Annotated in this window: 42 protein-coding genes (1 of these 42 only partly in view); all 42 read left to right on the top strand. The window is 41.6% G+C overall.

What is annotated here, in order from left to right; genetic code table 11:
• Window positions 1–22 precede the first annotated feature (22 nt).
• Window positions 23–3,574, top strand: a complete 3,552-nt coding sequence (gene rpoC / locus TTE_RS10980) for a DNA-directed RNA polymerase subunit beta' (RefSeq protein ID WP_011026345.1) — start codon at window positions 23–25, stop codon at window positions 3,572–3,574.
• Window positions 3,575–3,708: 134 nt separating this feature from the next.
• Complete coding sequence (locus TTE_RS10975) at window positions 3,709–3,957, top strand: ribosomal L7Ae/L30e/S12e/Gadd45 family protein (RefSeq protein ID WP_011026344.1); 249 nt, start codon at window positions 3,709–3,711, stop codon at window positions 3,955–3,957.
• A 14-nt stretch (window positions 3,958–3,971) separates the two neighbouring features.
• Window positions 3,972–4,346 (top strand): 30S ribosomal protein S12, encoded by a 375-nt coding sequence (gene rpsL, locus TTE_RS10970; protein ID WP_011026343.1) that lies wholly within the window; start codon window positions 3,972–3,974, stop codon window positions 4,344–4,346.
• Window positions 4,347–4,361: 15 nt separating this feature from the next.
• The gene (gene rpsG, locus TTE_RS10965; RefSeq protein WP_011026342.1) at window positions 4,362–4,832 is read left to right on the top strand and encodes a 30S ribosomal protein S7; all 471 of its coding nucleotides are present in this window, start codon (window positions 4,362–4,364) and stop codon (window positions 4,830–4,832) included.
• Window positions 4,833–4,883: 51 nt separating this feature from the next.
• Window positions 4,884–6,956, top strand: a complete 2,073-nt coding sequence (fusA, locus tag TTE_RS10960) for an elongation factor G (RefSeq protein WP_011026341.1) — start codon at window positions 4,884–4,886, stop codon at window positions 6,954–6,956.
• A gap of 23 nt (window positions 6,957–6,979) precedes the next feature.
• Complete coding sequence (gene tuf, locus TTE_RS10955; RefSeq protein WP_011026340.1) at window positions 6,980–8,182, top strand: elongation factor Tu; 1,203 nt, start codon at window positions 6,980–6,982, stop codon at window positions 8,180–8,182.
• Between the two features lie 189 nt (window positions 8,183–8,371).
• On the top strand, window positions 8,372–8,680 hold the full coding sequence (gene rpsJ / locus TTE_RS10950; protein WP_011026339.1) for a 30S ribosomal protein S10: 309 nt from the start codon (window positions 8,372–8,374) through the stop codon (window positions 8,678–8,680).
• A gap of 51 nt (window positions 8,681–8,731) precedes the next feature.
• A complete protein-coding gene (gene rplC / locus TTE_RS10945) occupies window positions 8,732–9,364 on the top strand; it encodes a 50S ribosomal protein L3 (protein WP_011026338.1) in 633 nt (210 codons plus the stop codon).
• A gap of 17 nt (window positions 9,365–9,381) precedes the next feature.
• Window positions 9,382–10,002, top strand: coding sequence for a 50S ribosomal protein L4 (gene rplD / locus TTE_RS10940; RefSeq protein ID WP_011026337.1), 621 nt, complete (start codon window positions 9,382–9,384; stop codon window positions 10,000–10,002).
• Between the two features lies 1 nt (window position 10,003).
• Window positions 10,004–10,294 (top strand): 50S ribosomal protein L23, encoded by a 291-nt coding sequence (gene rplW, locus TTE_RS10935; protein WP_011026336.1) that lies wholly within the window; start codon window positions 10,004–10,006, stop codon window positions 10,292–10,294.
• Between the two features lie 24 nt (window positions 10,295–10,318).
• Window positions 10,319–11,146, top strand: a complete 828-nt coding sequence (rplB, locus tag TTE_RS10930) for a 50S ribosomal protein L2 (protein WP_011026335.1) — start codon at window positions 10,319–10,321, stop codon at window positions 11,144–11,146.
• A gap of 19 nt (window positions 11,147–11,165) precedes the next feature.
• Window positions 11,166–11,447, top strand: a complete 282-nt coding sequence (gene rpsS, locus TTE_RS10925; RefSeq protein ID WP_011026334.1) for a 30S ribosomal protein S19 — start codon at window positions 11,166–11,168, stop codon at window positions 11,445–11,447.
• Between the two features lie 18 nt (window positions 11,448–11,465).
• Window positions 11,466–11,804 carry a 50S ribosomal protein L22 gene (gene rplV / locus TTE_RS10920; RefSeq protein WP_011026333.1) on the top strand — a complete coding sequence of 113 codons (339 nt, stop codon included), beginning with the start codon at window positions 11,466–11,468 and terminating at the stop codon, window positions 11,802–11,804.
• Between the two features lie 12 nt (window positions 11,805–11,816).
• Window positions 11,817–12,482 (top strand): 30S ribosomal protein S3, encoded by a 666-nt coding sequence (rpsC, locus tag TTE_RS10915; RefSeq protein WP_011026332.1) that lies wholly within the window; start codon window positions 11,817–11,819, stop codon window positions 12,480–12,482.
• Between the two features lie 4 nt (window positions 12,483–12,486).
• Window positions 12,487–12,921, top strand: coding sequence for a 50S ribosomal protein L16 (rplP, locus tag TTE_RS10910; protein ID WP_011026331.1), 435 nt, complete (start codon window positions 12,487–12,489; stop codon window positions 12,919–12,921).
• The gene (rpmC, locus tag TTE_RS10905; protein WP_011026330.1) at window positions 12,911–13,111 is read left to right on the top strand and encodes a 50S ribosomal protein L29; all 201 of its coding nucleotides are present in this window, start codon (window positions 12,911–12,913) and stop codon (window positions 13,109–13,111) included. Before rplP ends, rpmC begins: the two co-directional genes overlap by 11 nt.
• 15 nt (window positions 13,112–13,126) lie before the next feature.
• A complete protein-coding gene (gene rpsQ / locus TTE_RS10900; protein ID WP_011026329.1) occupies window positions 13,127–13,381 on the top strand; it encodes a 30S ribosomal protein S17 in 255 nt (84 codons plus the stop codon).
• Between the two features lie 22 nt (window positions 13,382–13,403).
• Window positions 13,404–13,772: a 50S ribosomal protein L14 gene (gene rplN / locus TTE_RS10895; protein WP_011026328.1), complete on the top strand. Its 369-nt coding sequence runs from the start codon at window positions 13,404–13,406 to the stop codon at window positions 13,770–13,772.
• Window positions 13,773–13,784: 12 nt separating this feature from the next.
• Entirely contained in the window at window positions 13,785–14,108 is a 324-nt protein-coding gene (gene rplX, locus TTE_RS10890) for a 50S ribosomal protein L24 (protein WP_011026327.1), read from the top strand.
• Between the two features lie 23 nt (window positions 14,109–14,131).
• Window positions 14,132–14,671, top strand: coding sequence for a 50S ribosomal protein L5 (gene rplE / locus TTE_RS10885; RefSeq protein WP_011026326.1), 540 nt, complete (start codon window positions 14,132–14,134; stop codon window positions 14,669–14,671).
• 17 nt (window positions 14,672–14,688) lie between these two features.
• Complete coding sequence (locus TTE_RS10880; protein WP_011026325.1) at window positions 14,689–14,874, top strand: type Z 30S ribosomal protein S14; 186 nt, start codon at window positions 14,689–14,691, stop codon at window positions 14,872–14,874.
• A gap of 20 nt (window positions 14,875–14,894) precedes the next feature.
• Complete coding sequence (gene rpsH, locus TTE_RS10875) at window positions 14,895–15,293, top strand: 30S ribosomal protein S8 (protein ID WP_011026324.1); 399 nt, start codon at window positions 14,895–14,897, stop codon at window positions 15,291–15,293.
• Between the two features lie 30 nt (window positions 15,294–15,323).
• A complete protein-coding gene (gene rplF, locus TTE_RS10870; protein ID WP_011026323.1) occupies window positions 15,324–15,866 on the top strand; it encodes a 50S ribosomal protein L6 in 543 nt (180 codons plus the stop codon).
• A gap of 11 nt (window positions 15,867–15,877) precedes the next feature.
• A complete protein-coding gene (gene rplR / locus TTE_RS10865; RefSeq protein WP_011026322.1) occupies window positions 15,878–16,243 on the top strand; it encodes a 50S ribosomal protein L18 in 366 nt (121 codons plus the stop codon).
• A gap of 15 nt (window positions 16,244–16,258) precedes the next feature.
• Window positions 16,259–16,762, top strand: a complete 504-nt coding sequence (rpsE, locus tag TTE_RS10860) for a 30S ribosomal protein S5 (RefSeq protein ID WP_011026321.1) — start codon at window positions 16,259–16,261, stop codon at window positions 16,760–16,762.
• Window positions 16,763–16,785: 23 nt separating this feature from the next.
• On the top strand, window positions 16,786–17,229 hold the full coding sequence (gene rplO, locus TTE_RS10855; protein ID WP_011026320.1) for a 50S ribosomal protein L15: 444 nt from the start codon (window positions 16,786–16,788) through the stop codon (window positions 17,227–17,229).
• 1 nt (window position 17,230) lies between these two features.
• A complete protein-coding gene (gene secY, locus TTE_RS10850; RefSeq protein ID WP_011026319.1) occupies window positions 17,231–18,487 on the top strand; it encodes a preprotein translocase subunit SecY in 1,257 nt (418 codons plus the stop codon).
• A gap of 13 nt (window positions 18,488–18,500) precedes the next feature.
• Window positions 18,501–19,166 carry an adenylate kinase gene (locus TTE_RS10845; protein ID WP_011026318.1) on the top strand — a complete coding sequence of 222 codons (666 nt, stop codon included), beginning with the start codon at window positions 18,501–18,503 and terminating at the stop codon, window positions 19,164–19,166.
• Window positions 19,153–19,899 (top strand): type I methionyl aminopeptidase, encoded by a 747-nt coding sequence (map, locus tag TTE_RS10840; protein ID WP_011026317.1) that lies wholly within the window; start codon window positions 19,153–19,155, stop codon window positions 19,897–19,899. Before TTE_RS10845 ends, map begins: the two co-directional genes overlap by 14 nt.
• A 15-nt stretch (window positions 19,900–19,914) precedes the next feature.
• A complete protein-coding gene (locus TTE_RS10835) occupies window positions 19,915–20,181 on the top strand; it encodes an RNA-binding protein (RefSeq protein WP_011026316.1) in 267 nt (88 codons plus the stop codon).
• 24 nt (window positions 20,182–20,205) lie between these two features.
• Complete coding sequence (gene infA, locus TTE_RS10830) at window positions 20,206–20,424, top strand: translation initiation factor IF-1 (protein ID WP_011026315.1); 219 nt, start codon at window positions 20,206–20,208, stop codon at window positions 20,422–20,424.
• A 19-nt stretch (window positions 20,425–20,443) separates the two neighbouring features.
• Entirely contained in the window at window positions 20,444–20,557 is a 114-nt protein-coding gene (rpmJ, locus tag TTE_RS10825) for a 50S ribosomal protein L36 (RefSeq protein ID WP_011026314.1), read from the top strand.
• 11 nt (window positions 20,558–20,568) lie between these two features.
• Window positions 20,569–20,937, top strand: a complete 369-nt coding sequence (gene rpsM / locus TTE_RS10820) for a 30S ribosomal protein S13 (protein ID WP_011026313.1) — start codon at window positions 20,569–20,571, stop codon at window positions 20,935–20,937.
• 22 nt (window positions 20,938–20,959) lie between these two features.
• Window positions 20,960–21,352 (top strand): 30S ribosomal protein S11, encoded by a 393-nt coding sequence (gene rpsK, locus TTE_RS10815; protein WP_011026312.1) that lies wholly within the window; start codon window positions 20,960–20,962, stop codon window positions 21,350–21,352.
• 12 nt (window positions 21,353–21,364) lie between these two features.
• Entirely contained in the window at window positions 21,365–21,985 is a 621-nt protein-coding gene (gene rpsD / locus TTE_RS10810) for a 30S ribosomal protein S4 (RefSeq protein ID WP_011026311.1), read from the top strand.
• A 46-nt stretch (window positions 21,986–22,031) separates the two neighbouring features.
• The gene (locus TTE_RS10805; protein WP_011026310.1) at window positions 22,032–22,979 is read left to right on the top strand and encodes a DNA-directed RNA polymerase subunit alpha; all 948 of its coding nucleotides are present in this window, start codon (window positions 22,032–22,034) and stop codon (window positions 22,977–22,979) included.
• A 13-nt stretch (window positions 22,980–22,992) separates the two neighbouring features.
• A complete protein-coding gene (gene rplQ / locus TTE_RS10800; RefSeq protein ID WP_011026309.1) occupies window positions 22,993–23,331 on the top strand; it encodes a 50S ribosomal protein L17 in 339 nt (112 codons plus the stop codon).
• A 66-nt stretch (window positions 23,332–23,397) separates the two neighbouring features.
• Entirely contained in the window at window positions 23,398–24,231 is an 834-nt protein-coding gene (locus TTE_RS10795; RefSeq protein WP_041587365.1) for an energy-coupling factor transporter ATPase, read from the top strand.
• Complete coding sequence (locus TTE_RS10790; protein WP_011026307.1) at window positions 24,222–25,082, top strand: energy-coupling factor transporter ATPase; 861 nt, start codon at window positions 24,222–24,224, stop codon at window positions 25,080–25,082. The genes TTE_RS10795 and TTE_RS10790 overlap by 10 nt, the downstream gene beginning before the upstream one ends.
• Complete coding sequence (locus TTE_RS10785; RefSeq protein WP_011026306.1) at window positions 25,075–25,881, top strand: energy-coupling factor transporter transmembrane component T family protein; 807 nt, start codon at window positions 25,075–25,077, stop codon at window positions 25,879–25,881. The genes TTE_RS10790 and TTE_RS10785 overlap by 8 nt, the downstream gene beginning before the upstream one ends.
• 1 nt (window position 25,882) lies before the next feature.
• On the top strand, window positions 25,883–26,617 hold the full coding sequence (gene truA, locus TTE_RS10780; RefSeq protein ID WP_041587210.1) for a tRNA pseudouridine(38-40) synthase TruA: 735 nt from the start codon (window positions 25,883–25,885) through the stop codon (window positions 26,615–26,617).
• A 71-nt stretch (window positions 26,618–26,688) separates the two neighbouring features.
• Window positions 26,689–26,978, top strand: partial view of a 50S ribosomal protein L13 gene (rplM, locus tag TTE_RS10775; RefSeq protein WP_011026304.1) — the 5' portion only. The gene runs 142 nt beyond the window's last position; only the first 290 of its 432 coding nucleotides appear in the window; it begins with the start codon at window positions 26,689–26,691; the stop codon falls past the right edge of the window.

Here is a 26,978-nt window from a genome sequence, read left to right as displayed (position 1 = left end):
TTGAGGAAAGGAGCGACACTCCTTGTTTAAGCTTAAGAATTTTGAAGCCATAAAAATTGGTCTAGCTTCTCCTGAAAAAATAAGGGAATGGTCTCGGGGTGAAGTGAAAAAGCCCGAGACCATCAACTACAGGACTTTAAAGCCGGAAAGAGATGGGCTTTTCTGCGAGAGGATTTTTGGACCTACTAAGGACTGGGAATGCCATTGTGGAAAGTATAAAAGAGTGAAGTACAAAGGAGTTGTGTGCGACAGGTGCGGTGTTGAAGTGACCAGGTCCAAGGTCAGAAGAGAGAGAATGGGGCACATTGAGCTTGCTGCCCCTGTCGCTCACATATGGTATGTGAAAGGCATTCCCAGCCGCATGGGGCTTTTGCTTGATATGTCTCCAAGGGCCTTGGAGAAAGTTTTGTACTTTGTATCTTACGTAGTCATTGACCCAGGGGATACTCCTCTTACTAAAAAACAACTCCTTTCTGAAAAAGAGTACAGGGAATATTTGGAGAAATATGGAAATAGATTTAGAGCTGGAATGGGAGCTGAGGCGATAAAGGAACTCCTCCAGGAAATAGATCTGGAAAAACTTAGCAAAGAATTAAGGGCAGAGATAAAGGAGTCTACAGGGCAGAAAAGGGTAAGGGCTATAAGAAGGTTGGAAGTAGTTCAGGCTTTCATAGACTCTGGCAATCGCCCAGAATGGATGATTTTGGAGGTTCTTCCTGTTATTCCGCCAGACTTAAGGCCTATGGTACAGCTAGACGGCGGCCGGTTTGCTACCTCTGATTTAAATGACCTTTACAGAAGAGTAATCAACAGAAACAATAGGCTTAAAAAGCTTTTGGATTTAGGGGCTCCAGATATAATAGTGAGAAATGAAAAGAGAATGCTTCAAGAAGCAGTAGACGCTCTTATAGACAATGGCAGAAGAGGAAGACCGGTTACAGGTCCTGGAAATAGACCTTTGAAGTCTCTCTCTGATATGCTCAAAGGAAAACAGGGAAGATTTAGACAAAATCTCTTGGGTAAAAGGGTTGACTATTCTGGCCGTTCAGTTATCGTAGTAGGACCTGAACTTAAAGTTTATCAGTGCGGTCTTCCAAAGGAAATGGCCTTAGAGCTCTTTAAACCATTTGTGATGAAGAGGTTAGTAGACAAAGGGCTTGCACAGCATATTAAAAGTGCAAAAAGGATGGTAGAAAGAGTAAGGCCTGAAGTATGGGATGTCTTAGAAGAAGTCATAAAGGAACATCCAGTGCTTTTAAACAGAGCGCCTACACTTCACAGGCTGGGGATTCAGGCTTTTGAGCCAGTTCTTGTAGAGGGAAGAGCCATAAAGCTTCATCCGCTGGTATGTCCTGCTTACAATGCTGACTTTGACGGAGACCAGATGGCTGTTCACATACCTCTTTCAATGGAAGCTCAGGCAGAAGCTAGGTTTTTGATGCTGGCAGCCAACAACATTTTAAAGCCGCAGGACGGAAAACCTGTTATGACGCCTACACAGGACATGGTGCTCGGTTGCTATTACCTCACTGCAGATGAAGACGGTGTGCCGGGTGAAGGAAAGTATTTCTCAAGCCCTGAAGAAGCTCTTATGGCTTATCAGTTGGGATATATTCACATCCACGCGAAAATAAAAGTTAAAATGACAAGAGAAATAAATGGAGAGAAAAAGTCCAAAGTTATTGAAACTACAGTAGGGAAAATCATATTTAACGAAGCGATACCTCAGGATTTGGGGTTTGTCGACAGAAACAATCCTGAGACAGCCTTTAATCTTGAAATAAATGACCTTGTGGACAAATCCAAACTAGGCAAGATTTTAGATAGGGTGTATAGAATACACGGGCCTACAAAGACAGCAGAGACTTTAGATAAGATAAAAGAGCTAGGCTTCAAGTACTCAACTAAGGCAGCAATTACAATAAGCGTTTCTGACATGGTAATACCGAAAGAAAAAGAGAAGCTTCTAAAAGAAGCAGATGAAATGGTAGCTAAAATTGAAGCTCAGTTCAGGCGCGGTTTAATATCCGAGGAGGAAAGGTATGAAAAAGTCATTGAAACATGGAATATGACTACTGAAAAGGTCACAGAAGCCTTAATGGCAACTTTAGATAAATTCAACCCTATATTCATGATGGCTCACTCAGGAGCTAGAGGTAGTAAAAACCAGATAAGGCAGTTAGCAGGTATGAGAGGCTTGATGGCAGACCCATCTGGACGAATCATTGAACTTCCTATAAGGTCTAACTTTAGAGAAGGTCTTAACGTTCTGGAATTCTTCATATCCACTCACGGTGCTAGAAAAGGTCTTGCTGATACGGCATTGAGGACAGCAGACTCCGGTTATTTGACAAGAAGGCTTGTAGATGTCAGTCAGGATGTGATAGTGAGAGAAGAAGACTGCGGAACTGATGAGGGCATTTACGTCGAAGAGATAAGAGAAGGAAATGAAATAATTGAAAAGCTCTCAGATAGAATAATAGGAAGAATTGCCGCTGAAGATATCGTAGATAGTGAAGGAAATGTGATTGTAAGAAGAAATGAGATGATAAATGAAGAAGAGGCGGAAAAGATAGATAAAGCTGGAATTACAAGAGTTAAGATAAGGTCTCCTCTGACCTGCAGATCCAGACACGGCGTATGCAGAATGTGCTATGGAAGAGACCTTGCTACGGGAGAGCTAGTAAATATTGGAGAAGCTGTCGGCATAATCGCTGCTCAGGCCATAGGTGAACCGGGTACGCAGCTTACAATGAGGACTTTCCACACAGGTGGAGTTGCAGGAGTTGATATTACACAAGGTCTTCCAAGGGTTGAAGAGCTGTTTGAGGCCAGAAAGCCCAAAGGGCTTGCGGTAATCACTGAAATATCTGGTGTTGTGAGAATTAATGAATCTAAGAAAAGAAGAGAAATTACGGTGGTAGACGAGGAAAACAATATTTCTAAGACTTACCTTATACCATACGGTTCAAGGCTCAAAGTGAGAGATGGGCAGTGGGTTCAGGCAGGAGATGAGCTCACAGAGGGTTCAGTGAATCCGCATGACCTTCTCAAGATAAAGGGAATATATGCAGTGCAGAGCTATTTGCTGCAGGAAGTCCAGAAAGTTTACAGACTCCAGGGTGTTGAGATAAATGATAAACACATCGAGATAATAATAAGGCAGATGATGAAGAAGGTTAAAGTAGAAGACCCAGGAGACACCTCAATGCTTCCTGGAGAATTAATAGATATGTTCAAGTTTGAAGAAGAGAACAAGAAGGCTATAGAAAAGGGATTGAGGCCTGCTACAGGAAGAAGAGCATTGCTTGGTATCACAAAAGCAGCTTTAGCGACAGACTCCTTCCTGTCAGCTGCTTCCTTCCAGGAGACGACGAGAGTTCTCACAGATGCGGCAATAAAAGGAAAAGTAGATCCTCTGATAGGACTTAAAGAGAACGTGATAATAGGAAAACTCATACCTGCGGGTACAGGGCTTTCCAGATACAGGAATATAACTGTGGTGAAGAAAGAGGATCAGGAAAAGAAAGAAGAAGTTAAAAAAGAGGCTGTTGATGCAAAAGCGAGTAGTTAAGTAAAATAATTTTCTCTGACAGGGGAGGCTTTTTAAGCTGCCCCTGTCAGAATAATTCATTGTTGACAGGGAAAATCTTTAATGATAAAATTACTAAGTGTGTCAAAACCCCTGTCCTGATAGGAGGAAGGCAAATGGCGGAACAATGCCCTCCCAAAAGGGTGGTTGGGGCTAAACAGACTTTAAAAGCAGTGTTAAACTGCAAAGTAGCTCAGGTGTACATTGCAAAGGATGCAGAAGAGCATGTGGTCAAAAAGATAAAAGAAGCGTGCGAAGAAAAGGGTATAAAAATAGTTTACATTGATACTATGAAAGAGCTTGGCAGGATGTGCGGTATTGATGTAGGTGCTGCCACTGCGGCAGATGTAATAGGGGAAAGATAAAAGGAGGTGCAATAATGCCAACAGTAAACCAGCTTGTGAGATTTGGAAGGCAAAGTGTTAAAAAGAAATCTGCTGCTCCAGCTTTGCAGGGCAATCCTCAAAAGAGAGGAGTTTGTGTAGTTGTAAGGACTACAACTCCTAAAAAGCCTAATTCCGCATTGAGAAAAATAGCGAGAGTAAGGCTTACAAATGGAATAGAGGTTACTGCATATATTCCAGGAATAGGTCATAACCTTCAGGAGCACTCTGTTGTTTTAGTGAGAGGTGGAAGAGTTAAGGACCTGCCTGGTGTTAGGTATAAGATTATAAGAGGAGCCCTTGATGCAGCAGGTGTTGCTAACAGGAAGCAAGCTCGTTCAAGATATGGTGCTAAGAAGCCAAAGAAGTAATAAGGAGGGATGAGAATGCCTAGAAAAGGTCCGGTGCCAAAGAGAGAAGTTCTACCAGACCCTGTATATAACAGTGTCAAGGTTGCCAAATTAATTAATAAAGTGATGTGGGATGGCAAAAAGAGCTTAGCTCAAAAAATTTGCTATGGAGCTTTTGATATAATAAGAGAAAAAACAGGAAGAGATCCTCTTGAAGTTTTTGAAGAGGCTTTAAACAATGTGATGCCTGTTTTAGAAGTAAGGCCAAGAAGAGTTGGCGGCGCAACATACCAAGTTCCTATGGAAGTGAGGCCCGAAAGAAGATTATCTCTTGGGATTAGATGGATTGTGGAGTATGCAAGGCAGAGAAGCGGGAAATCCATGATGGAAAAACTGGCTGCCGAAATAATAGACGCAGCTAACAACACTGGCGGCAGCGTGAAGAAGAAAGAAGATACCCACAGAATGGCAGAAGCAAACAAAGCCTTTGCTCATTACAGATGGTAAGAGAGAGGATAGGGGGGTAGTGAAGGAAGTTACAAGAAAGGAGGATAGAAAATGCCAAGGGATTTCAGCTTAGATAAAGTTAGGAACATTGGTATAATGGCGCATATAGATGCAGGAAAAACCACTACTACCGAGAGAATCCTTTTTTATACTGGTAAAACCCATAAGTTAGGTGAAGTCCACGAAGGAACTGCTACGATGGACTGGATGGTACAGGAGCAGGAAAGGGGTATCACGATAACCTCTGCGGCGACCACTTGTTACTGGAAAGGTCATAAAATTAACATAATAGATACGCCGGGACACGTGGACTTTACTGTGGAAGTAGAGAGGTCCTTAAGGATATTAGATGGGGCAGTTGCGGTTTTTTCTGCAAAAGAGGGAGTAGAGCCTCAGTCTGAAACTGTGTGGAGACAGGCGGATAAATACCATGTGCCTAGGATTGCCTATGTAAACAAGATGGATGTTATAGGTGCTGACTTTTTTAACGTAATAGACATGATAAGAGAAAGGCTTGGTGCAAATCCTGTTGCTATTCAAATTCCTATAGGAAAAGAGGATACTTTCCGGGGAATCGTAGACCTCATAAAAATGGAAGCAATAATTTATAAAGATGACTTGGGGACTGTTATGGATGAGACAGAAATACCAGAAGATTTAAAACCTCTTGCAGAAGAGTATAGAGAAAAATTGCTGGAAGCAATTGCTGAAGTAGATGAGACTATCATGGAAAAGTATTTGGAAGGGGAAGAGATAACAGAAGAAGAAATTCACGCGGCTTTGAGGAAGGGGACAATAAATGGAGAACTTGTACCTGTAGTTTGTGGGTCTTCCTACAAGAACAAGGGAGTACAGCCTCTTTTGGATGCTATTGTGAATTATTTGCCGTCTCCTTTAGATTTGCCACCTGTTAAAGGTATGTCTATAGATGGTGGCGAGGAACTTGAGAGAAAGCCTGATGACAATGAGCCTTTCTCAGCTCTTGCCTTCAAAATCATGGCAGACCCTTATGTAGGTAAACTGGCTTTTTTTAGAGTATATTCAGGGACATTAAAGGCAGGCTCTTATGTTTTAAATTCTACAAAGGGAAAGAAAGAAAGAATAGGAAGAATCTTGAGAATGCACGCAAATCACAGAGAAGAGATTGATGCCGTATATACTGGAGACATTGCTGCAGCAGTTGGACTTAAAGATACGACTACAGGAGACACTCTTTGCGATGAAAATCATCCAATACTATTAGAGTCAATGGACTTTCCTGAGCCGGTTATTTCTGTAGCAATTGAGCCAAAGACAAAGGCAGCTCAGGAAAAGATGAGCATAGCTTTGTCAAAACTTGCTGAAGAGGACCCAACTTTCAAGACGTACACTGACCAGGAGACAGGGCAGACTATAATAGCTGGAATGGGAGAATTGCACCTTGAGATAATCGTGGACAGGTTGAGAAGGGAATTTAACGTAGAGTGCAATGTGGGTAAGCCTCAGGTTGCTTACAAAGAAACTATAACAAAACCTGTAAGAGTAGAAGGAAAGTTCATAAGGCAGTCAGGCGGTCGCGGCCAGTATGGACATGTATGGCTTGAGATGGAACCTGCTCCAAGAGGAGAGGGCTATATATTTGAAAATAGAATTGTTGGAGGTGTCATTCCAAAAGAATTTATTCCAGCTGTAGATGCAGGTATACAGGAAGCTATGCAAAACGGCGTGCTAGGGGGCTACCCTGTGATTGACGTTAAAGTAGCATTAGTCGACGGTTCTTACCATGAGGTTGACTCTTCTGATATGGCTTTCAAAATTGCAGGTTCTATAGCCTTTAGAGAAGGTATGAAGAAGGCGGACCCTGTGCTCTTAGAGCCTATCATGAAAGTAGAAGTAGTAGTTCCAGAAGAATACATGGGAGATGTCATAGGAGATTTGAACGCAAGGCGTGGAAAAGTAGAAGGTATGGAGACAAGGTCTGGAGCTAGGGTCATAAGAGCTTTTGTGCCTTTGGCTGAAATGTTTGGATACGCTACTGATTTAAGGTCAAAGACACAGGGTAGAGGAACTTACACGATGCAGTTCCATCACTATGAAGAAGTGCCTAAAAATATTGCTGAGCAAATATTATCAGCAAAAAAATAAACTAAAAGGAGGAGGAAGAGAGGATGGCAAAGCAGAAATTTGAGAGGACGAAGCCGCACGTAAACGTAGGGACGATAGGGCACGTAGACCATGGTAAGACGACATTGACAGCAGCGATAACATTAATACTTTCGAAAGCGGGATTAGCACAGGCGAAGGGATATGACGAGATAGACAAGGCGCCAGAGGAGAAGGCAAGGGGTATAACAATAAACACGACGCACGTAGAGTATGAGACAGCGAAGAGGCACTATGCGCACGTAGACTGTCCGGGTCACGCGGACTATGTAAAGAACATGATAACAGGGGCAGCGCAGATGGACGGAGCGATACTGGTAGTATCAGCAGCAGACGGTCCGATGCCGCAGACGAGGGAGCACATATTATTGGCAAGGCAGGTAGGAGTGCCATATATAGTAGTATTTTTGAACAAAGCGGACATGGTAGACGATCCGGAGTTAATAGAGCTAGTAGAGATGGAGGTAAGGGACTTACTGAACCAGTACGAATTTCCTGGGGATGACACACCGATAGTAGTAGGTTCAGCGTTAAAGGCATTAGAGTGTGGATGCGGCAAGAGGGAGTGCCAGTGGTGCGGCAAGATATGGGAGTTAATGGATGTAGTAGACGAATATATACCGACACCGGAGAGGGATATAGACAAGCCGTTCTTGATGCCGGTAGAGGACGTATTTACGATAACGGGAAGAGGTACAGTTGCGACAGGTAGAGTAGAGAGAGGGAAAGTGAAAGTAGGGGACGAAGTAGAGATAATAGGATTGACGACGGAGTCAAGGAAGACAGTAGTGACAGGAGTAGAGATGTTCAGGAAGACATTAGATGAGGCACAGGCAGGAGACAACATAGGGGTATTGTTAAGAGGGATACAGAGGGATGAAGTAGAGAGAGGGCAGGTACTGGCGAAACCAGGGACGATAAAGCCGCACACGAAATTTGAGGCACAGGTGTACGTATTGACGAAGGAAGAGGGAGGAAGGCACACACCATTTTTCAATGGATACAGGCCGCAGTTTTACTTTAGGACGACAGACGTGACGGGTACGATACAGCTACCAGAGGGAGTAGAGATGGTAATGCCAGGAGACCACGTGACATTGAGAGTAGAGCTTATAACGCCGATAGCGATGGAAGAAGGGCTTAAGTTTGCTATAAGAGAAGGCGGAAGGACAGTTGGCGCTGGTGTCGTATCTGCTATAATTGAGTAGTCATATTTTTGTGCTAATAGCGTTTCGCTATTAGCACAAAAATATTGACATGTCAAGTCTTGCAATAGCGCAAGAATTGGGATAAAATAATAAAGCTGGTTTGTGAATAGATTTTTTTTTGACAATAAAACACCTGGATATGTGTATATATGTAAGGTCAGTAGGATTTGATAGTAAGGAGGGAAAATCATGCCCAAGCAGAAAATTCGCATACGCTTAAAAGCGTTTGACCATGCAATTTTAGACCAATCAGCTCAAAAGATAGTTGAAACAGCTAAGAGGACAGGTGCAGAAGTTTCTGGTCCTATTCCGTTGCCTACAAAAAGGGAAGTTATAACAATTTTAAGAGCACCTCATAAGTACAAGGATTCAAGAGAGCAGTTTGAGATAAAGACTCATAAAAGACTTATAGATATTTTGAATCCAACCCCTAAAACAGTAGATGCTCTTATGAAATTGGATTTACCTTCAGGTGTAGACATTGAGATAAAATTATAAAAAACGAAATTATGACGCAGTTGCGTCCGCTGATTTCAGGAGGTGTGAGGAATGAAGAAGGGTATTTTAGGCAAAAAGCACGGGATGACGCAAATTTTCGATGAAAAAGGAGAAGTCATTCCTGTAACAGTGATTGAAGCAGGGCCTTGCGTGGTAGTTCAGAAAAAGACTGTAGAAAAAGATGGCTATAATGCTATCCAGGTTGGATTCGGCGATGTAAGTGAGAAGAAACTTAACAAGCCTCTTTTAGGTCATTTTAAGAAAGCAGGAGTTTCTCCTAAAAGGTATTTGAGAGAGTTCAGATTAGATGATATAAGCGGTTATGAGGTTGGAACGGAGATAAAAGTAGATATATTTAAGCCAGGGGATAGAGTAGATGTTACAGGCATTTCAAAGGGTAAGGGATTTGCAGGTGTTATAAAAAGGTATGGCGCCAGAAGAGGGCCTATGTCCCACGGTTCCAAATACCACAGGAGAGTAGGTTCAATGGGTGCTACGACAGATCCCGGTAGAACTTTTAAGGGCAAAAAGATGCCTGGTCGCATGGGAAGTGACAGGGTTACTATACAAAACCTAGAGGTTGTGAAAGTGGATCCTGAGTTGAACCTTTTAGTTGTCAAAGGTTCAGTGCCAGGGCCAAAAGGTTCCTTGCTCATCATAAGGGATTCAGTAAAGAGCAAGTGATGAAAGGAGGAAGAAGAATGCCAAAAGTACCAGTCTACAACGTGAAAGGGGAACAGGTAGGCGAAATAGAACTAAAAGACTCTGTCTTTGGCGTTCCAGTAAATGTGGCTGTTATGCACCAAGCAGTTGTTAACTACCTTGCAAATCAGAGACAGGGCACTCACTCTACCAAGACTAGAGGAGAAGTAAGAGGAGGAGGAAGGAAACCCTGGAGGCAAAAAGGGACAGGTAGAGCTCGTCAGGGAAGCATAAGAGCTCCTCAGTGGATTAAAGGTGGAGTGGTTTTCGGACCTAAGCCGAGAGACTACAGTTATAAATTGCCTAAAAAGGTAAAAAGACTGGCTTTAAAGTCAGCTCTTTCTTCTAAAGTAAGGGACAATGAAATCATTGTGCTGGACGAATTTAAGCTAGAACAGCCAAAGACAAAGAAAGTTGCAGAGCTTTTAAAGAATTTTAACGCTAAGAGTGCTCTTATTGTGGTTCCTCAAGGAGAAAAGAACGTAGAGCTTTCAGCAAGGAACATGCCAAATGCAAAAGCCTTGTACGCTAATCTTTTGAACACTTACGACGTTTTAAAATACGAAAAATTCATCATAACAAAAGACGCTGTCGCTATAGTGGAGGAGGTGTTTGCTTAAAATGGAGGCTCGCGATATAATAATTCGCCCTGTGATAACAGAAAAAAGTATGAACCTCATGGGCGACAGAAAGTATACTTTTATTGTGGATAAGAGGGCTAACAAAATTGAAATTAAAAAAGCAGTAGAAGAGATATTTGGTGTGAAGGTAGAAAAAGTGTACACTATGAATTATAAAGGCAAACCTAAGAGAATGGGCAAATACGAGGGTAGAACGGAATCCTATAAAAAAGCGATAGTAAAGCTTGCACCTGATAGCAAGGGAATAGAGTTCTTTGAGGGATTACAGTGATTTTAGTCTAAAGGAGGGACAGAAATGGGCATTAAGGCATATAAACCTACATCCCCTGGTCGCCGCCAGATGACAGTGCTGACATTTGAGGAAATTACCAAAAAAGAGCCAGAGAAGTCACTATTGGCGCCATTGACAAAGAAAGCGGGAAGAAATGTATACGGAAGAATTACAGTAAGGCACAGAGGCGGCGGCCACAAGAGGAGATACAGAATTATAGATTTCAAAAGAGACAAGGACGGTATACCGGGCAAAGTAGCTGCTATTGAGTATGACCCAAATAGGACAGCTTTTATTGCCCTTATTCACTATGCAGATGGAGAAAAGAGGTATATAATAGCACCTCATGGACTGAAAGTTGGAGATATAGTAGAATCTGGTGAAAATGTAGATATCAAGGTAGGAAATGCACTGCCTCTTAGGAATATCCCTGTTGGTACTATAGTTCACAATATTGAGCTCATACCTGGGAAGGGCGGTCAGCTGGTAAGAGCGGCAGGTGCAGCAGCTCAGCTTATGGCAAAAGAAGGAGATTATGTTCACATAAGGATGCCTTCTGGAGAGATAAGGCTTATAAACGCTAATTGCCGCGCTACCATTGGACAAGTGTCTAATATAGACCACGAAAATGTCAAAATAGGAAAAGCTGGAAGGTCCAGATGGCTTGGGATAAGACCTACAGTGAGAGGTTCTGCCATGAACCCTGTAGACCATCCACATGGTGGTGGTGAAGGTAAGGCTCCTATTGGGCATCCAGGACCGCTTACACCATGGGGTAAACCTGCATTGGGTTACAAGACGAGAAAGAAAGGCAAAGCTTCTGATAAATTTATAGTAAAAAGGCGCAAATAGCTGAAAGGAGGTCAGTGCTTTGAGCAGATCTGTAAAAAAAGGACCTTTTGTAGATCCAAAGCTTTTGAAGAAGATAATTGAGATGAACAAGAAAAATGAAAAAAAAGTGATTAAGACTTGGTCCAGGGATTCAACAATTGTGCCCGAGATGGTAGGTCATACTATAGCAGTCCACGATGGGAGAAAACACGTACCTGTTTATATAACAGAAGCCATGGTAGGACATAAGTTGGGAGAATTTGCTCCAACACGTACCTTCCGTGGCCATGCAGGTTCAGAGAAGACCACGAAGGTGAAATAGGCGAAAGGAGGAGATACCGTGGAGGCAAGAGCGATAGCCAGATATGTGCGAATTTCGCCTCGAAAAGCAAGGTTGGTCTTAAACCTTATTCGCGGCAAGCATGTAGATGAGGCGTTGGCCATTTTGAAATTCACGCCTAAAAAGGCTTCCAAGATAGTAGAAAAAGTGCTCAAATCAGCAATTGCCAATGCTGAGAATAATCACAATATGAACAGAGATAATTTATATGTCGCTAAGGCTGTGGCAGATGAAGGGCCGACGATGAAAAGAGTTTTGCCAAGGGCTATGGGAAGAGCGGATATAATGAGAAGAAGAACTAGCCATATCACCATAGTCGTAAAGGAAAAGGAAGAGTAAGGAGGGATATGCGTGGGACAAAAGGTACACCCTTATGGACTTAGAGTCGGAGTTACAAAAGACTGGCTTGCCAAGTGGTATGCCAAAGACAAAGATTTTCCAAATATTTTAGTTGAAGATATCAAAATAAGGAATTATATAAAAGAAAAGTTATACGCTGCAGGCATTCCACAAATAGTCATTGAAAGAGCTTCTAACAGGATAAAGATTGACATATATGCGGCAAAGCCTGGAATGGTAATAGGGAAAGGCGGTACAGGTGTAGATAGGCTAAGAGAAGAGCTGGAGAAGATGACGAATAAGACTGTGATCCTAAACATCATAGAGGTAAAGACTCCTGAACTAAGTGCACAGCTTGTGGCAGAAAATATAGCGGCTCAGATTGAAAAGAGAATATCCTATAGAAGAGCGATGAAACAGGCCATAGCAAGGGCTATGAAGCTTGGTGCAAAAGGTATTAAAATTGCATGCTCTGGAAGACTTGCGGGAGCTGAAATTGCTAGGACGGAAAGATACCATGAAGGGGTAGTACCGCTTCAAACTTTGAGAGCAGACATAGATTACGGTTTTGCAGAAGCAAATACCACCTATGGGAAAATAGGTGTTAAAGTCTGGATAAACAAAGGGGAGATACTGCCACAGCCTAAAAAGCAGGTAACTGCGGAAGGAGGTAAGTAAGACAATGTTAATGCCCAAAAGAGTGAAATACAGGAAGCAGCAGCGCGGCAGAATTAAAGGGAATGCTACTCGCGGAAACACTTTGACATATGGAGAATACGGACTTCAAGCCTTAGAGCCTGGTTGGATTACGGCGACACAGATAGAAGCTGCGAGAGTCGCTATGACTAGGTACATCAAAAGGGGAGGTAAAGTTTGGATTAAAATTTTCCCTGATAAACCTGTGACTAAAAAACCTGCAGAGACTCGTATGGGTTCTGGTAAGGGTTCCCCAGAGTTTTGGGTTGCAGTAGTAAAGCCGGGCAGAGTGCTTTTTGAGATAGGCGGAGTTTCAGAAGATGTTGCTAAAGAAGCCTTGCGATTGGCTATGCATAAGCTTCCCATAAAGACAAAGTTTTTAAAACGTGAAGAATTGGGTGGTGAAAGCAATGAAAGCTAAGGAGATAAGAGAACTTTCTAACGAAGAATTGCAGCAAAAATTGTCGGAACTGAAGGCAGAACTTTTTAACTTGAGATTTCAACTTGCAACAGGACAATTGGATAATCCTATGAGGATAAGAGATGTGAGGAAGACAATCGCAAGGATAAAGACAATATTAAGAGAAAGGGAACTCGGAATTAAGAGATAGGAAGGAGGGTCTCACTTGGAAAGAGGGCAGAGAAAAGTAAGAATTGGAACGGTTGTTAGCAATAAAATGCAGAAGACCATTGTAGTTGCAGTGGAAGACAAATTCAGACATCCCCTTTATGGAAAGATTGTCAAAAGGACAAAGAAATATAAGGTTCACGACGAGAATAACATCTGCAACGTAGGAGATGTTGTAAAGATAATGGAAACAAGGCCTCTTAGCAAAGAAAAAAGGTGGAGATTGGTAGAGGTCATAAAAAAAGCCGAGTAAATCTGAAAGGAGGTACGCAAAAATGATTCGCCCTCAGACTCGATTAAAAGTTGCCGACAATACTGGCGCAAAAGAGATAATGTGTATCCGCTTGTTAGGCGGTTCAAATAGAAAATACTCCAATGTTGGAGATATAATAGTGGCTTCTGTAAAAAGTGCAACACCCGGTGGGGTTGTGAAAAAAGGAGAAGTTGTTAAAGCGGTGATTGTGCGCACCAAGAAGGGAATTGCTAGAAAAGACGGAACCTATATAAGGTTTGACGATAATGCGGCAGTGATAATAAGGGATGACAAACAGCCTAGAGGTACTCGTATTTTTGGCCCAGTAGCAAGAGAGCTGAGAGACAAAGACTTTATGAAGATAATTTCTTTGGCTCCTGAAGTGCTGTAAGGAGGGTTGAGAATGGCACAGAACAAGTTGCACGTCAAAAAAGGAGATATGGTTGTAGTAATATCTGGTAAGGACAAAGGAAAAAAAGGCAGAGTATTGCAGGCTTTTCCTAAAGAAGGGAAGGTCATTGTCGAAGGGGTAAATGTGGTAACCAAGCATAGAAAAGCTACAAGGCCGCAAAAACCTGGTGGAATAATCCATCAGGAGGCTCCTATACACAGCTCAAAAGTTATGCTTTACTGTGAGAACTGCGGAAGAGGAGTAAGGTATGGCATAAAAATTCTCGAAAACGGAGAAAAAGTACGTTACTGCAAGAGGTGCAATGAGACCCTATAATTTACTGAGGAAGGAGGCGCGTTATGTCTAGGCTTAGGGAAAAATACGAGAAAGAGGTCGTTCCAGCCTTAATGGAAAGATTCGGATACAAGAATATAATGCAGGTGCCAAAGCTAGAAAAAGTAGTAATAAACATAGGTGTTGGTGAAGCCAAAGAAAATCCAAAGGCTTTAGAAGCTGCTATGAACGACCTTATGATGATATCAGGGCAGAAGCCTGTTATCACTAGAGCCAAAAAGTCAATTTCTAATTTTAAAATAAGAAAAGGCATGCCTATAGGTGTGAAAGTAACGTTGAGAAGAGAGAGAATGTACGAATTTTTGGATAAACTTTTCAATATTGCATTGCCCCGTGTGAGAGACTTCAAAGGAGTATCTCCTAACTCATTTGACGGAAGGGGCAATTATGCGTTGGGAGTAAGAGAACAGCTAATTTTCCCAGAGATCGATTATGACAAGATCGATAAAGTAAGAGGCATGGATATAATAATCGTAACCACCGCTAAGACTGATGAGGAAGCAAAAGCGCTTTTAGAGTTATTAGGTATGCCATTTGCAAAATAAAAGGAGGGTAGCGATAGATGGCGAGAAAGGCATTGATTGTAAAGCAGCAGAAACCTCAGAAATATAAAACAAGAGAATACAATCGCTGCAAAATATGCGGCAGACCTCGCGCATATTTAAGAAAATTTGGAATGTGCCGTCTCTGCTTCAGGAAATATGCCCATCAAGGGATGATCCCTGGCGTCAAAAAAGCAAGCTGGTAATAGAGGGGAGGTAATAGAAAATGGTTATGACAGATCCTATTGCTGATATGCTCACAAGGATAAGAAACGCAAACTTGGCAAGGCACGAAACAGTAGAGATACCTTCATCAAAGATGAAGAAGGCAATTGCAATGATTTTGTTAAAAGAAGGTTTTGTAAAAGCAGTAGAAGAGATAGACGATGGAAAAGGCGGAATTCTAAAGATCACTTTAAAATACGGTCCCAATAAAGAAAGGGTTATATCAGGGCTTAAGAGAATAAGTAAGCCCGGTTTGAGAGTTTACGCAAAGCACGACGAGTTGCCGAGAGTTTTAGGCGGTTTAGGTATAGCTATAATTTCAACTTCAAAGGGAATTATGACAGATAAAGAGGCGAGAAAGGCAGGGCTTGGAGGAGAAGTTATCTGCTACGTTTGGTGATTTTAAACGAAGAGGTAGGAGGTGTGACAGGTGTCTAGGATTGGCAGATTACCAATACCCATACCAAAAGGCGTAGAAGTCAAGGTAAGTCCAGACAATGTGGTTACCGTAAAGGGTGCAAAGGGCACTCTTGAGAAAAAATTTCCACCTATTGTAAACATAGAAGTAAGAGATGGAGAAGTGGTTGTCACTAGAAAAGGCGATGATAAAGAAGAAAGGGCTATGCACGGCACTACAAGAGCGATAATAGCCAATATGGTAAAGGGAGTTACGGAAGGGTTTGAAAAGGCTTTGGAAATTGTCGGAGTTGGTTATCGTGCGGCAAAGCAGGGCAAAAAATTGATTTTAAACGTGGGATATTCTCATCCTGTTGAAATAGAAGAAGAGCCGGGTATTGAGATAATCGTAGAGGGTAACAACAGGATTATAGTGAGAGGCGCTGACAAGGAAAGAGTGGGCCAGGTTGCGGCTAATATAAGGAGAGTAAGAGAACCTGATGCATATCAGGGCAAAGGCATAAGGTACGTTGGAGAAGTTGTCAGACTAAAAGAAGGCAAAACTGGTAAGAAGTAAGGGGTGAGAGAATGATTATAAAGCCGAGCAGAAACGAGCTGAGGAAAAAGCGCCATTTAAGGGTTAGAAAGAAAGTGTTTGGTACGCCAGAAAGACCTCGTTTGAATGTTTACAAGAGTTTAAAGCACATTTACGCTCAAATCATTGACGACACAAAAGGTCATACACTGGTTTCAGCTTCAACTTTGGATCCCGAACTGAGGGATGTTGCAAAGGGCGCAAATAAGCAGTCAGCTAAGCTGGTAGGAGAGCTAATCGCTAAGAGGGCGTTAGAAAAAGGAATAAAGGATGTAGTATTTGACAGAGGCGGTTATCTCTATCACGGTGTTGTAAAAGAATTAGCTGATGCTGCACGACAAGCAGGGCTAAATTTCTAACAAGGAGGGAAATGAATGGCTCGGGTTGACTGGACAAAGCTAAACTTAAAAGAGAGAGTAGTTAGCATAAACCGTGTTTCTAAGGTCGTAAAGGGTGGTAAAAATTTCAGATTCAGCGTCACTGTTGTGGTCGGAGACCCTGACAAAGGATATGTAGGAGTAGGAAGAGGAAAAGCAGCCGAAATTCCTGACGCTATCAGAAAAGCCATTGAAGATGCGAAAAAGCACTTGATAAAAGTTCCTGTTGTAGGCACTACAATTCCCCATGAAGTGATAGGCGAGTTTGGCGCAGGAAAGGTTTTGTTAAAGCCAGCAAGAGAAGGTACAGGAGTTATTGCAGGAGGCCCTGTGAGAGCGGTGCTGGAATCTGCTGGTATTAGAGATGTGCTCAGCAAATCTCTAGGTTCTTCTAACGCCACCAACATGGTTTATGCTACTATAGAGGGTCTCAAAAGGTTGAAGACGGCAGAAGAAGTAGCAAGGTTAAGAGGAATTCCTGTGCATCAACTATTTGAATAAACAATCCATTAGGAGGTGCCAAAATGAGACTGCACGATTTAAAGCCAGCTGAAGGTTCCACGAAAAAGAAAAAAAGAGTCGGAAGAGGAATAGGCTCGGGTCATGGCAAGACTTCTGGAAGAGGTCATAAAGGGCAGAATGCTAGAAGCGGTGGCGGAGTGCGTCCAGGTTTTGAAGGTGGACAAATGCCTCTTACGAGAAGAATACCCAAGAGAGGGTTTACCAATATATTCAAGAAAGAGTATGCTATAGTGAATGTCGGAACATTGGAAGAGAGGTTTGAAGATGGAGCAGAGATTACTCCAGAAGTTTTAATAGAAAAAGGAATAATCAAGGATGTGAAGGACGGAGTTAAAATTTTAGGGGATGGGGAGCTTACCAAGAAGTTGACTGTCAAGGCCCATAAATTCAGTCAAAGCGCCGTGGAAAAGATTCAAGCCGTTGGGGGAAAGGCAGAGGTGATATAGAGTGTTTCAAACTCTTGTAAATGCTTGGAAAGTTGATGATATAAGAAGGAGAATACTCTATACACTAGGAATGCTGGTGATATTTAGACTAGGGTCTCACATTCCTGTGCCGGGGATTGACCCTAAGCAGATTGCCAATATTTTGGGGCAGGGGCAGCTGTTTGGTTTTTTTGACATAATCTCTGGCGGTGCTTTCCGCAATTTTACGATTTTCGCGATGAGCATTGTGCCCTACATTAATGCCTCAATTATAATGCAGCTTTTGACAATTGCCATTCCTTCCCTTGAGCAATTGGCGAAAGAAGGGGAGGAAGGTAGAAAAAAGATTGCACAGTATACTAGGTACTTGACGGTTGTTTTAGCTCTTATACAGGCGATAGGAATGACGATAGGACTAAGAAGTGCGGTCATAAATCCTACTTTCTTCAGATTAACAGTAATTGTCATAACCCTTACAGCAGGTACTACTTTCTTGATGTGGCTAGGTGAGAGAATCACGGAAAACGGCTTGGGTAACGGAAGCTCTTTGATAATTTTTGCAGGGATAATCTCCAGGATTCCGAACATGATATATTTAACACACGAGTACATTAAAGCTGGAACTTCCAACATATTTGGCGCGATTGCATTTGTAGTGGCAGAGCTTATCATGATAGTGCTTATAATTTTGGCAACAGAAGGGCAAAGGCGAATACCAGTTCAATACGCTAAAAGAGTTGTAGGTAGGAGAGTGTACGGGGGACAGAGCACACACATTCCTATAAGGATAAACATGGCAGGCGTTATCCCGATTATATTTGCAATTTCCTTGTTGCAATTTCCACAGCAGTTAGCGACATTTTTCCCGCATTCTTCTTTCTACAATTTTGTTCAGAAATGGCTAAGCACAAATGGGCTCATATACAACCTTTTAGATATATTCTTGATAATAGGTTTTACCTATTTTTACACAGCAGTCATATTTAACCCGCAGGATATTTCTGATAACTTGAAAAAATACGGAGGCTTTATTCCAGGCATAAGACCTGGCAAACCGACTACCGAGTATCTGACCAAAGTTTTAAATAGAATCGTATTTGTAGGGGCATTGTTCCTAGCGTTTATTGCCACAATGCCAGTGGTTTTGATGAATGTGACAGGATTGCAGCTTTACTTTGGAGGCACGGCTTTATTGATAGCAGTAGGTGTGGCTTTAGATACCATGAAGCAAATAGAAGGTCACCTGATTATGAGAAATTATCAGGGATTCTTGAAGTAAAGGGGGAGAAATTATGCGGGTGGTGCTTCTGGGCCCCCCTGGTGCCGGAAAAGGGACCCAAGCGCTTAAAATTGCTAAGGAGTTTGACATTCCTCACATATCTACAGGCGATATTTTTAGGCAAAATCTGAGAGACAATACAGAGTTAGGTAAACTGGCAAAGGAGTATATGGACAAAGGACTTTTGGTCCCCGATGAAGTGACTAACAGGATAGTAGAAGACAGGCTGGAAAAAGAGGACTGCAAAAAGGGGTTTTTGCTGGACGGATATCCGCGGAATATACCTCAGGCGGAGGAACTGGATAAATTTTTGGAGGAGAGAGGGCATTCTCTTACTGCTGTTATAAATATTCAGGTTGAGAGAGAGGCTTTGATAGACAGGATAACAGGCAGAAGGGTATGTCCTGTGTGCGGTGCTACTTATCACATAAAAACTTCTCCTCCGAAAGTAGATAATGTGTGCGATAAGTGTGGCAGTGAGCTTATACAAAGGTCAGATGATAAATTGGAGTCTGTGGTAAAAAGGTTGGAAGTGTACGAGAAAGAGACAAAGCCATTAATTGATTATTATACAAAAAAAGGTATTTTGGTAAACATCGATGGAAATAAATCAATTGATGAGGTATTTGAAGACATAAAAAAGGCTTTGTTAGGAGATAGGAGAGATGATATACATTAAATCTGAAAAAGAAATTGAGCTCATGAGAGTAGCTGGGAAAGTGATAGCAAACCTCTTTGAGGTTTTAGAGAAGGTGATAAAGCCTGGTGTTACTACTTTAGAGCTTGATAGAATTGCAGAAGAGTTTATAATAAAAAATGGATGCATTCCTGCTTTTAAAGGACTTTATGGCTTCCCAGCGAGCATATGTGCTTCTGTGAATGACGAAGTTGTGCACGGGATACCTGGTTTAAGAAAGCTTCAAGAAGGCGATATTATAAGTATAGACCTGGGAGCCAATTACAAGGGCTACAATGCTGATGCAGCGAGGACCTTTCCTGTAGGGGAGATATCTGATGAAGCTAAAAAGCTTATTGAAGTGACAAGAGAGAGTTTTTTTGAAGGCATAAAATACGCTAGAGAAGGCAATAGATTGTCAGATATTTCCCACGCAATACAGGTATATGTGGAAAGCCACGGCTTTTCAGTGGTGAGAGATTACGTGGGGCATGGAATAGGGAGAAAAATGCATGAAGACCCCCAAATTCCCAATTTTGGACCTCCAGGCAAAGGGCCAAGGTTAAAAAGAGGGATGACTCTTGCAATAGAGCCCATGGTGAATGCAGGGCATTACTCTGTTAGAACTTTAGAAGATAACTGGACAGTGGTAACAGTAGATGGCAGTCTTTCGGCTCACTATGAAAACACGATTGTCATTACAGAAGGGGAGCCGGAAATACTGACCATTTTGTAAGAGGTGAAGAAGTTAATGGACGATTTGCAACTTGGCCAGGTAGTGAGGAGTAAAGCTGGTCGAGACAAGGGCAGAGTATTTGTTGTAGTAGGTAGAGTAGATGAACAGCATGTTTTAATTGCTGACGGGGACCTCAGAAAAATTGAAAAGCCCAAGAAAAAGAAGTATAAACATCTGCAAAGGTATAACGACGTACTGCTTGCAGTAAAAGAAAAACTCGAAAAAGGTGAAAGCTTAACAAATGAGGAAATTAGAAGGTTGTTAGAGCCTTATAAATCCTAAGGCGGTAAGGAGGAATGGATATCCTTGGCAAAAGATGATGTTATTGAAGTTGAGGGGACAGTTATTGAGGCTTTACCAAATGCCATGTTTCAGGTACAATTAGATAACGGGCATAAGGTGTTGGCTCATGTATCGGGTAAGCTCAGGATGAACTTCATTAGAATCTTACCTGGAGACAGAGTAAAGGTAGAATTGTCGCCTTATGACCTTACGCGTGGCAGAATTGTATGGCGCGGAAAGTAAGAAAAGGAGGTAGCTTAAGATGAAGGTGAGACCGTCTGTTAAGAAAATGTGCGAAAAATGCAAGATCATAAAGAGAAAGGGAAGAGTAATGGTAATTTGTGAAAACCCTAAACACAAGCAAAAACAAGGCTAGGAGGTGTTACGATGGCGAGGATTGCTGGAGTTGACTTGCCTAGGGATAAAAGGGTAGAGATCGCTCTTACCTATATATATGGTATAGGTCGCTCTCGTTCAAAGGAAATACTAGCTAAAGCGGGAGTAAACCCAGACACGAGAGTGAGAGACTTGACTGAAGATGAAGTTTCGAAATTAAGAGAAATTATAGAAAAAGAGTACAAAGTAGAAGGCGATTTGAGAAAAGAAGTGGCGATGAACATCAAAAGGTTGATAGATATAGGCTGTTACAGAGGTATAAGGCATAAACTCGGTTTACCCGTAAGAGGACAGAGGACCAGAACCAATGCTAGGACGAGAAAAGGTCCTAGAAAAACTGTTGCTAAGAAGAAGAAGTAATCTTTCTTAAGGAGGGGAAAAGATGGCCAAGAGAGTAAAAAGGGCTGGAAGAAAACGCGAAAAAAAGCATGTGGAGAGAGGTATCGCTCACATCCACTCCACTTTTAACAATACCATTGTGACGATAACTGATCCAGCAGGCAATACCATTGCATGGGCTAGCGCTGGAACAGTCGGATTTAAAGGCTCAAGAAAATCTACTCCATTTGCTGCTCAGATGGCGGCTGAATCTGCTGCAAAAGCGGCAATGGACCATGGGATGAGAACTGTAGATGTATATGTGAAAGGGCCAGGGGCAGGAAGAGAAGCGGCAATAAGAGCCTTGCAGGCAGCTGGTCTTGAGGTAAGTCTTATAAAAGACGTAACTCCAATACCCCATAACGGCTGCAGACCACCAAAGAGGAGAAGAGTGTAAGGAGGTGTAACTATGGGAAGATACTTGGGGCCAAGTTGCAGACTTTGCAGAAGAGAGGGAATAAAACTATATCTAAAAGGGGAAAAGTGCTATACAGATAAATGTCCGCTTGCAAAGAGAGGATATGCTCCTGGGCAGCACGGTCAAGAGAAGAAAAAATTGACCCAGTATGGTATGCAGTTGAGAGAAAAGCAAAAGCTCAAAAGATATTATGGAATTTTAGAAAGGCAGTTTGTGAGGTATTATGAAAGAGCTGAAAGAATGAGAGGCATCACAGGCGAGAACTTGTTACAGCTTTTGGAAAGAAGGCTTGACAATGTAGTTTACAGATTGGGCTTTGCTGTATCTCGTGCTCAAGCAAGGCAGTTAGTAAGCCATGGGCATATTGAGGTAAATGGCAAGAAAGTAGATATACCTTCATATTTAGTAAAGCCTGGGGATGTGATATCTGTAAAAGAGAGCAGCCGTTCTATGGAACTTATAAAGAACAACCTCGAAATGGGAAGAAACGTTCCTGATTGGCTGGAGCTTAACAAGGATGCCTTTGAAGGCAGAGTTGTTTCACTTCCGAGAAGAGAGCATATAGACTTGCCTGTGCAAGAACACTTAATTGTTGAGCTTTATTCTAAGTAATGACCTTCGGTTACCCTCATAAAAGTGCAAAGGGAGGGTCTATAGAGTGTTTGAAATAATAGAACCTAAAATAGAGATTGTAGAGCAATCAGAAGATGGCAGGTACGGGAAATTTGTAGTAGAGCCCCTGGAGAGAGGATATGGTATAACTCTCGGCAACTCTTTGAGAAGAGTGCTTTTATCCTCTATTCCAGGTGCGGCTCCTAAATCTGTGAAGATTGATGGAGTGCTGCACGAATTTTCCACATTACCTGGCGTAAAAGAGGATGTAGTTGAAATCATATTGAACTTGAAAGAAGTTGCAGTGAAACTGCATTCTGACGAGCCAGTGATAGGTAGAATAGATGTGGAAGGAAAAGGAGAAGTTACAGCAGGACATATAAAGGGCGGGCCTGAGTTAGAAATTCTAAATCCAGATCACCACATTGCAACTTTAAGTGATGACGGAAAAATTCACATGGAGATAGTGTTTGTAAAAGGCAAAGGATACGTACCTGCCGAAAAAAACAAAGAACCAAATCAGCCAATAGGGGTTATCCCTGTGGATTCTATCTTTACCCCTATTAGGAAAGTAAATTATACGGTGGAAAATACCCGTGTAGGGCATGTTACTGACTATGACAAGCTGACATTAGAAGTGTGGACAAATGGAACAATCACTCCTAAAGAAGCTGTAAGCATGGCAGCAGATATGCTGATAAAATACTTCCAGAAATTTATCTCCTTTACGGGAGAATATAAGAGCCCTGATGTGTTTGTAGAAAAGCAGGAGAAAAAAGTAGAGAAACCCCTTGACATGACTATAGAAGAGCTGGACCTCTCTGTTAGGTCGTATAACTGCTTGAAGAGAGCAGGTATAAACACTGTACAGGAATTGACGCAGAAGACAGAAGAAGAAATGATGAAAATAAGAAACTTGGGCAAAAAGTCTTTGGAAGAAGTCAAGCAAAAGCTTGCAGCACTTGGGCTTAGCCTCAAGAATTCTGACGAATGAAGGAGGGTTGCAAATGAGCTATAGAAAATTGGGTCGTCCTTCTGACCAAAGAAGAGCCATGCTGAGAAACTTAGTTACAGATTTCTTAAGGTATGAACGCATAACTACTACAGAGGCACGAGCAAAAGAGGTTCGCAAGATTGCCGAAAAAATGATTACCCTTGGCAAAAGAGGAGATTTACACGCCAGGAGACAGGCTTTAGCTTATATATTGGATGAAAGCGTCGTAAAAAAACTCTTTGATGACATTGCACCGCGATATAAAGAAAGAAATGGAGGATATACTCGAATTTTCAAATTAGGGCCTAGAAGGGGAGATGGAGCACCGCTTGCAGTCATTGAATTAGTTTAACCGTTGCAGGGGTTAAGTTTGTCTCCACAACTTAATCCCTATTTTTTGGCAAAGAAGGTGCTTTACATGGCTTTTATAATACGCGCCCAAAATGTCTCCTTTTGCTATTCAGAGGGAGAAAGCAAATCGCCGCCGGTGCTTAAAGATATAAATTTGCAGTTTGAAAAGGGGCAGTTTATTGGCATAATTGGCCATAACGGTTCTGGCAAATCTACTTTGGCAAAGCACTTCAACGCACTTCTTTTGCCGACGAAAGGCAATGTTTATGTTAAGGACATGGATACAAAGGATGCGAAGCACCTTTGGGATATAAGGCAGACGGCGGGTCTGGTGTTTCAGAATCCAGACAATCAAATAGTTGCAGCAATAGTTGAAGAGGATGTGGCTTTTGGGCCAGAGAATTTGGGAATACCTCCAGAGGAAATAAGGAAAAGAGTGGAATATGCCCTTAAGGCTGTAGGCATGTGGGAGTATAAAGACTTTCCACCCCATATGCTTTCAGGCGGTCAAAAGCAGCGGGTAGCCATTGCAGGAATTATTGCCATGAAGCCAGAATGCATAGTTTTGGATGAACCTACAGCAATGCTGGACCCAATCGGTAGAAGAGAAGTAATTTCTACTATCAAGAAGCTCAATAAAGAAGAGGGCATAACTGTGATACTCATAACTCACTTCATGGAAGAGGTTGTAGATGCAGACAGAGTGATAGTTATGGACGACGGAAAAGTAGTTTTGGATGGAACGCCTAAAGAAGTTTTTAAAGAGGTAGAAGTCCTTAAAAAAATAGGGCTTGATGTCCCACAGGTTACAGAATTGGCTCATCAACTCAGAAAAGAGGGAATAGACATTCCTTCTGATATTTTGACCATTGAAGAAATGGTGGAGTTCATATGCCGATAAAAGTAGAAAATGTAAGTTTTATATACAATGAAGGAACTCCATATGCGACAGTAGCACTTAAGGACATAAATTTTTCAATAGATGACGAAGAATTTGTAGGAATTATTGGCCACACAGGGTCTGGAAAGTCTACATTAATTCAGCAGTTAAATGGGCTGTTAAAGCCTAGCAAGGGTAAGATTTATATAAACGGCATAGATATAACAGACAAGAAGGTAAGTTTAAAAGATATAAGAAAGCAGGTAGGATTGGTTTTTCAGTATCCAGAATATCAGCTTTTTGAAGAGACAGTGTTTAAAGATATAGCCTTTGGCCCTTCTAATTTAGGACTTAGCGAAGAAGAAGTAAAAGAAAGAGTATACGAGGCAATGGAAATAGTTGGTATAAGCAAAGAATTGGCAGATAAATCACCTTTTGAGCTATCTGGCGGTCAAAAAAGGCGAGTAGCGATTGCAGGCATTCTTGCAATGAGGCCAAAAATTTTAATACTTGACGAACCTACCGCAGGGTTAGATCCCAAAGGGAAACAGGAAATTTTGAATAAAATAAAAGAGATTCACGACAAATATAAAATGATAACAATCTTGGTGTCCCATAACATGGAAGATATAGCCCGAATCGCGGACAAAATAATTGTAATGAACAGAGGCAAAATTGAGCTCATAGGAACCCCCAGAGAAGTTTTCAGAGAAGCTGAAAGACTAGAGAAAATAGGGCTTTCAGTTCCTCAAATTACTTCTTTAGCGAGAGAACTTAGAAAGAGGGGAGTGCCAATACCGCCAGATGTTTTGACGATTGAAGAGGCAAAAGAGCATATTCTTCGCTATCTCAGGGGGACAAAAAATGTTTAGGAATATAACTATTGGCCAATATGTTCCCGGTGATTCGGCAATCCACAAATTAGACCCTAGGGTAAAAATCATAATTACATTTATATTTATAATAGCCATCTTTTTCATAAACAAATTTTCTGGCTATATTTTTGCGATGCTTTACTTGTGGCTTGTGATCAGGATTTCCAAAATACCATTTTCTTACGTCCTGAAAGGTTTAAGGCCTGTAATTGTGATACTTTTACTTACAGTGAGCTTAAACATGTTTTTTACTCCTGGGGGCACTGTGCTTTATACCCTAGGTCCTTTAAAGATTACTAGTGCAGGATTAAAATTTGCTGTATTTATGGGGCTAAGGCTTATTTTCTTGATAATAGGAACTTCACTGCTTACATTGACAACTTCTCCCATTTCTCTTACAGATGGGATAGAACATATTTTAAAGCCTTTTAGTAAAATCGGAGTACCGGCTCATGAACTGGCGATGATGATGACTATTGCTTTGCGGTTTATACCTACTCTCATAGAAGAAGCTGAGAAGATAATGAAGGCTCAAATGGCAAGGGGAGCAGATTTTGAAAGTGGGAACATAGTAAATAGGGCGAGAGGATTAGTGCCTCTTTTGGTTCCGCTTTTTATCAGTGCTTTCAGGAGAGCCGATGAACTTGCAATAGCTATGGAGTCGAGGTGCTACAGAGGAGGCCACAACAGAACTCGAATGAAAAAACTTGAAGTGCACACAAGAGACTATGCAGCTCTTTTCATAACAGGTGTAATTGTGGTGCTAATTGTGTGGAACAGAAGTTGGGCGTGGTAGTATGAAGAACATAATGCTTATCATTGAATATGACGGGACCAATTATCACGGCTGGCAGTACCAAAAGAATGCCATAACTGTTCAGGAAGTGCTTGAAAAAGCTATAGAAAAAGTAACAGGAGAAAAAGTTAACCTAATAGGAAGCAGCAGAACAGATACTGGTGTTCATGCTTTGTACCAAGTTGCCAATTTTAAGACGAAAACAAAGATCCCGCCAGAAAAACTTCCTTACGCTTTAAATGCTGTACTGCCTGATGATGTAGTTGTAGTCAAAGCAAAAGAAGTTGACAAATCATTTCACGCTCGTTACAGTGCAAGAAGTAAAAGATACAGGTACTTGATTTTAAATAGACAGTTTCCAATGCCTACTATGAGAAATTATTGCTGGCATGTCCCATACCCCTTAGATGTTGAGGCGATGAAGAAAGCGGCTTTCTTTTTTAGAGGGACCCATGACTTTTCTGCTTTTAAAGCCTCAGGAAACAAAAAGGTGAATCCTGTAAAAACTATCTTTGATTTGACGGTAGAAAAAGAAGGGGATCTGATTAAAATAGAGGTAGAAGCAGATGGATTCTTATACAACATGGTAAGAATAATAGTGGGAACGCTAGTGTACGTGGGACTTGGCAAAATAAAGGCAGGAGAAATTCCAGCTATTATAGAATCAAAAGACAGGACAAAGGCCGGCATAACAGCTCCTCCTCAAGGCCTATACCTTGTCAGGATTGTCTATTGACAGTTGACATACTGTGAATTAAAATAATATTATGCGAAATTGTGACCAGAATAAGGAGGTTGTAGAGCAAAATGAAATCCTATATGGCTAAACCCAGTGACGTGGAAAGAAAATGGTTTGTCATAGATGCAGAAGGAAAAGTATTGGGAAGATTAGCGAGCCAGATCGCTAAAATACTGATGGGAAAACACAAACCCACATATACTCCCCATGTGGATACAGGTGATTTTGTTGTGGTTATCAATGCCGATAAAGTAGTATTGACAGGCAAAAAATTGGAAGATAAATATTACAAATATTATACAGGTTATCCAGGTGGACTAAAACAGATTCAATATAAAAAATTAATGCAGACAAAACC

Source organism: Caldanaerobacter subterraneus subsp. tengcongensis MB4 (genome assembly GCF_000007085.1).
Taxonomy (GTDB): domain Bacteria; phylum Bacillota; class Thermoanaerobacteria; order Thermoanaerobacterales; family Thermoanaerobacteraceae; genus Thermoanaerobacter; species Thermoanaerobacter subterraneus.
The sequence above is the reverse complement of the archived record's forward strand: the minus strand, read 5'-3'. Positions and strand labels throughout refer to the sequence as shown.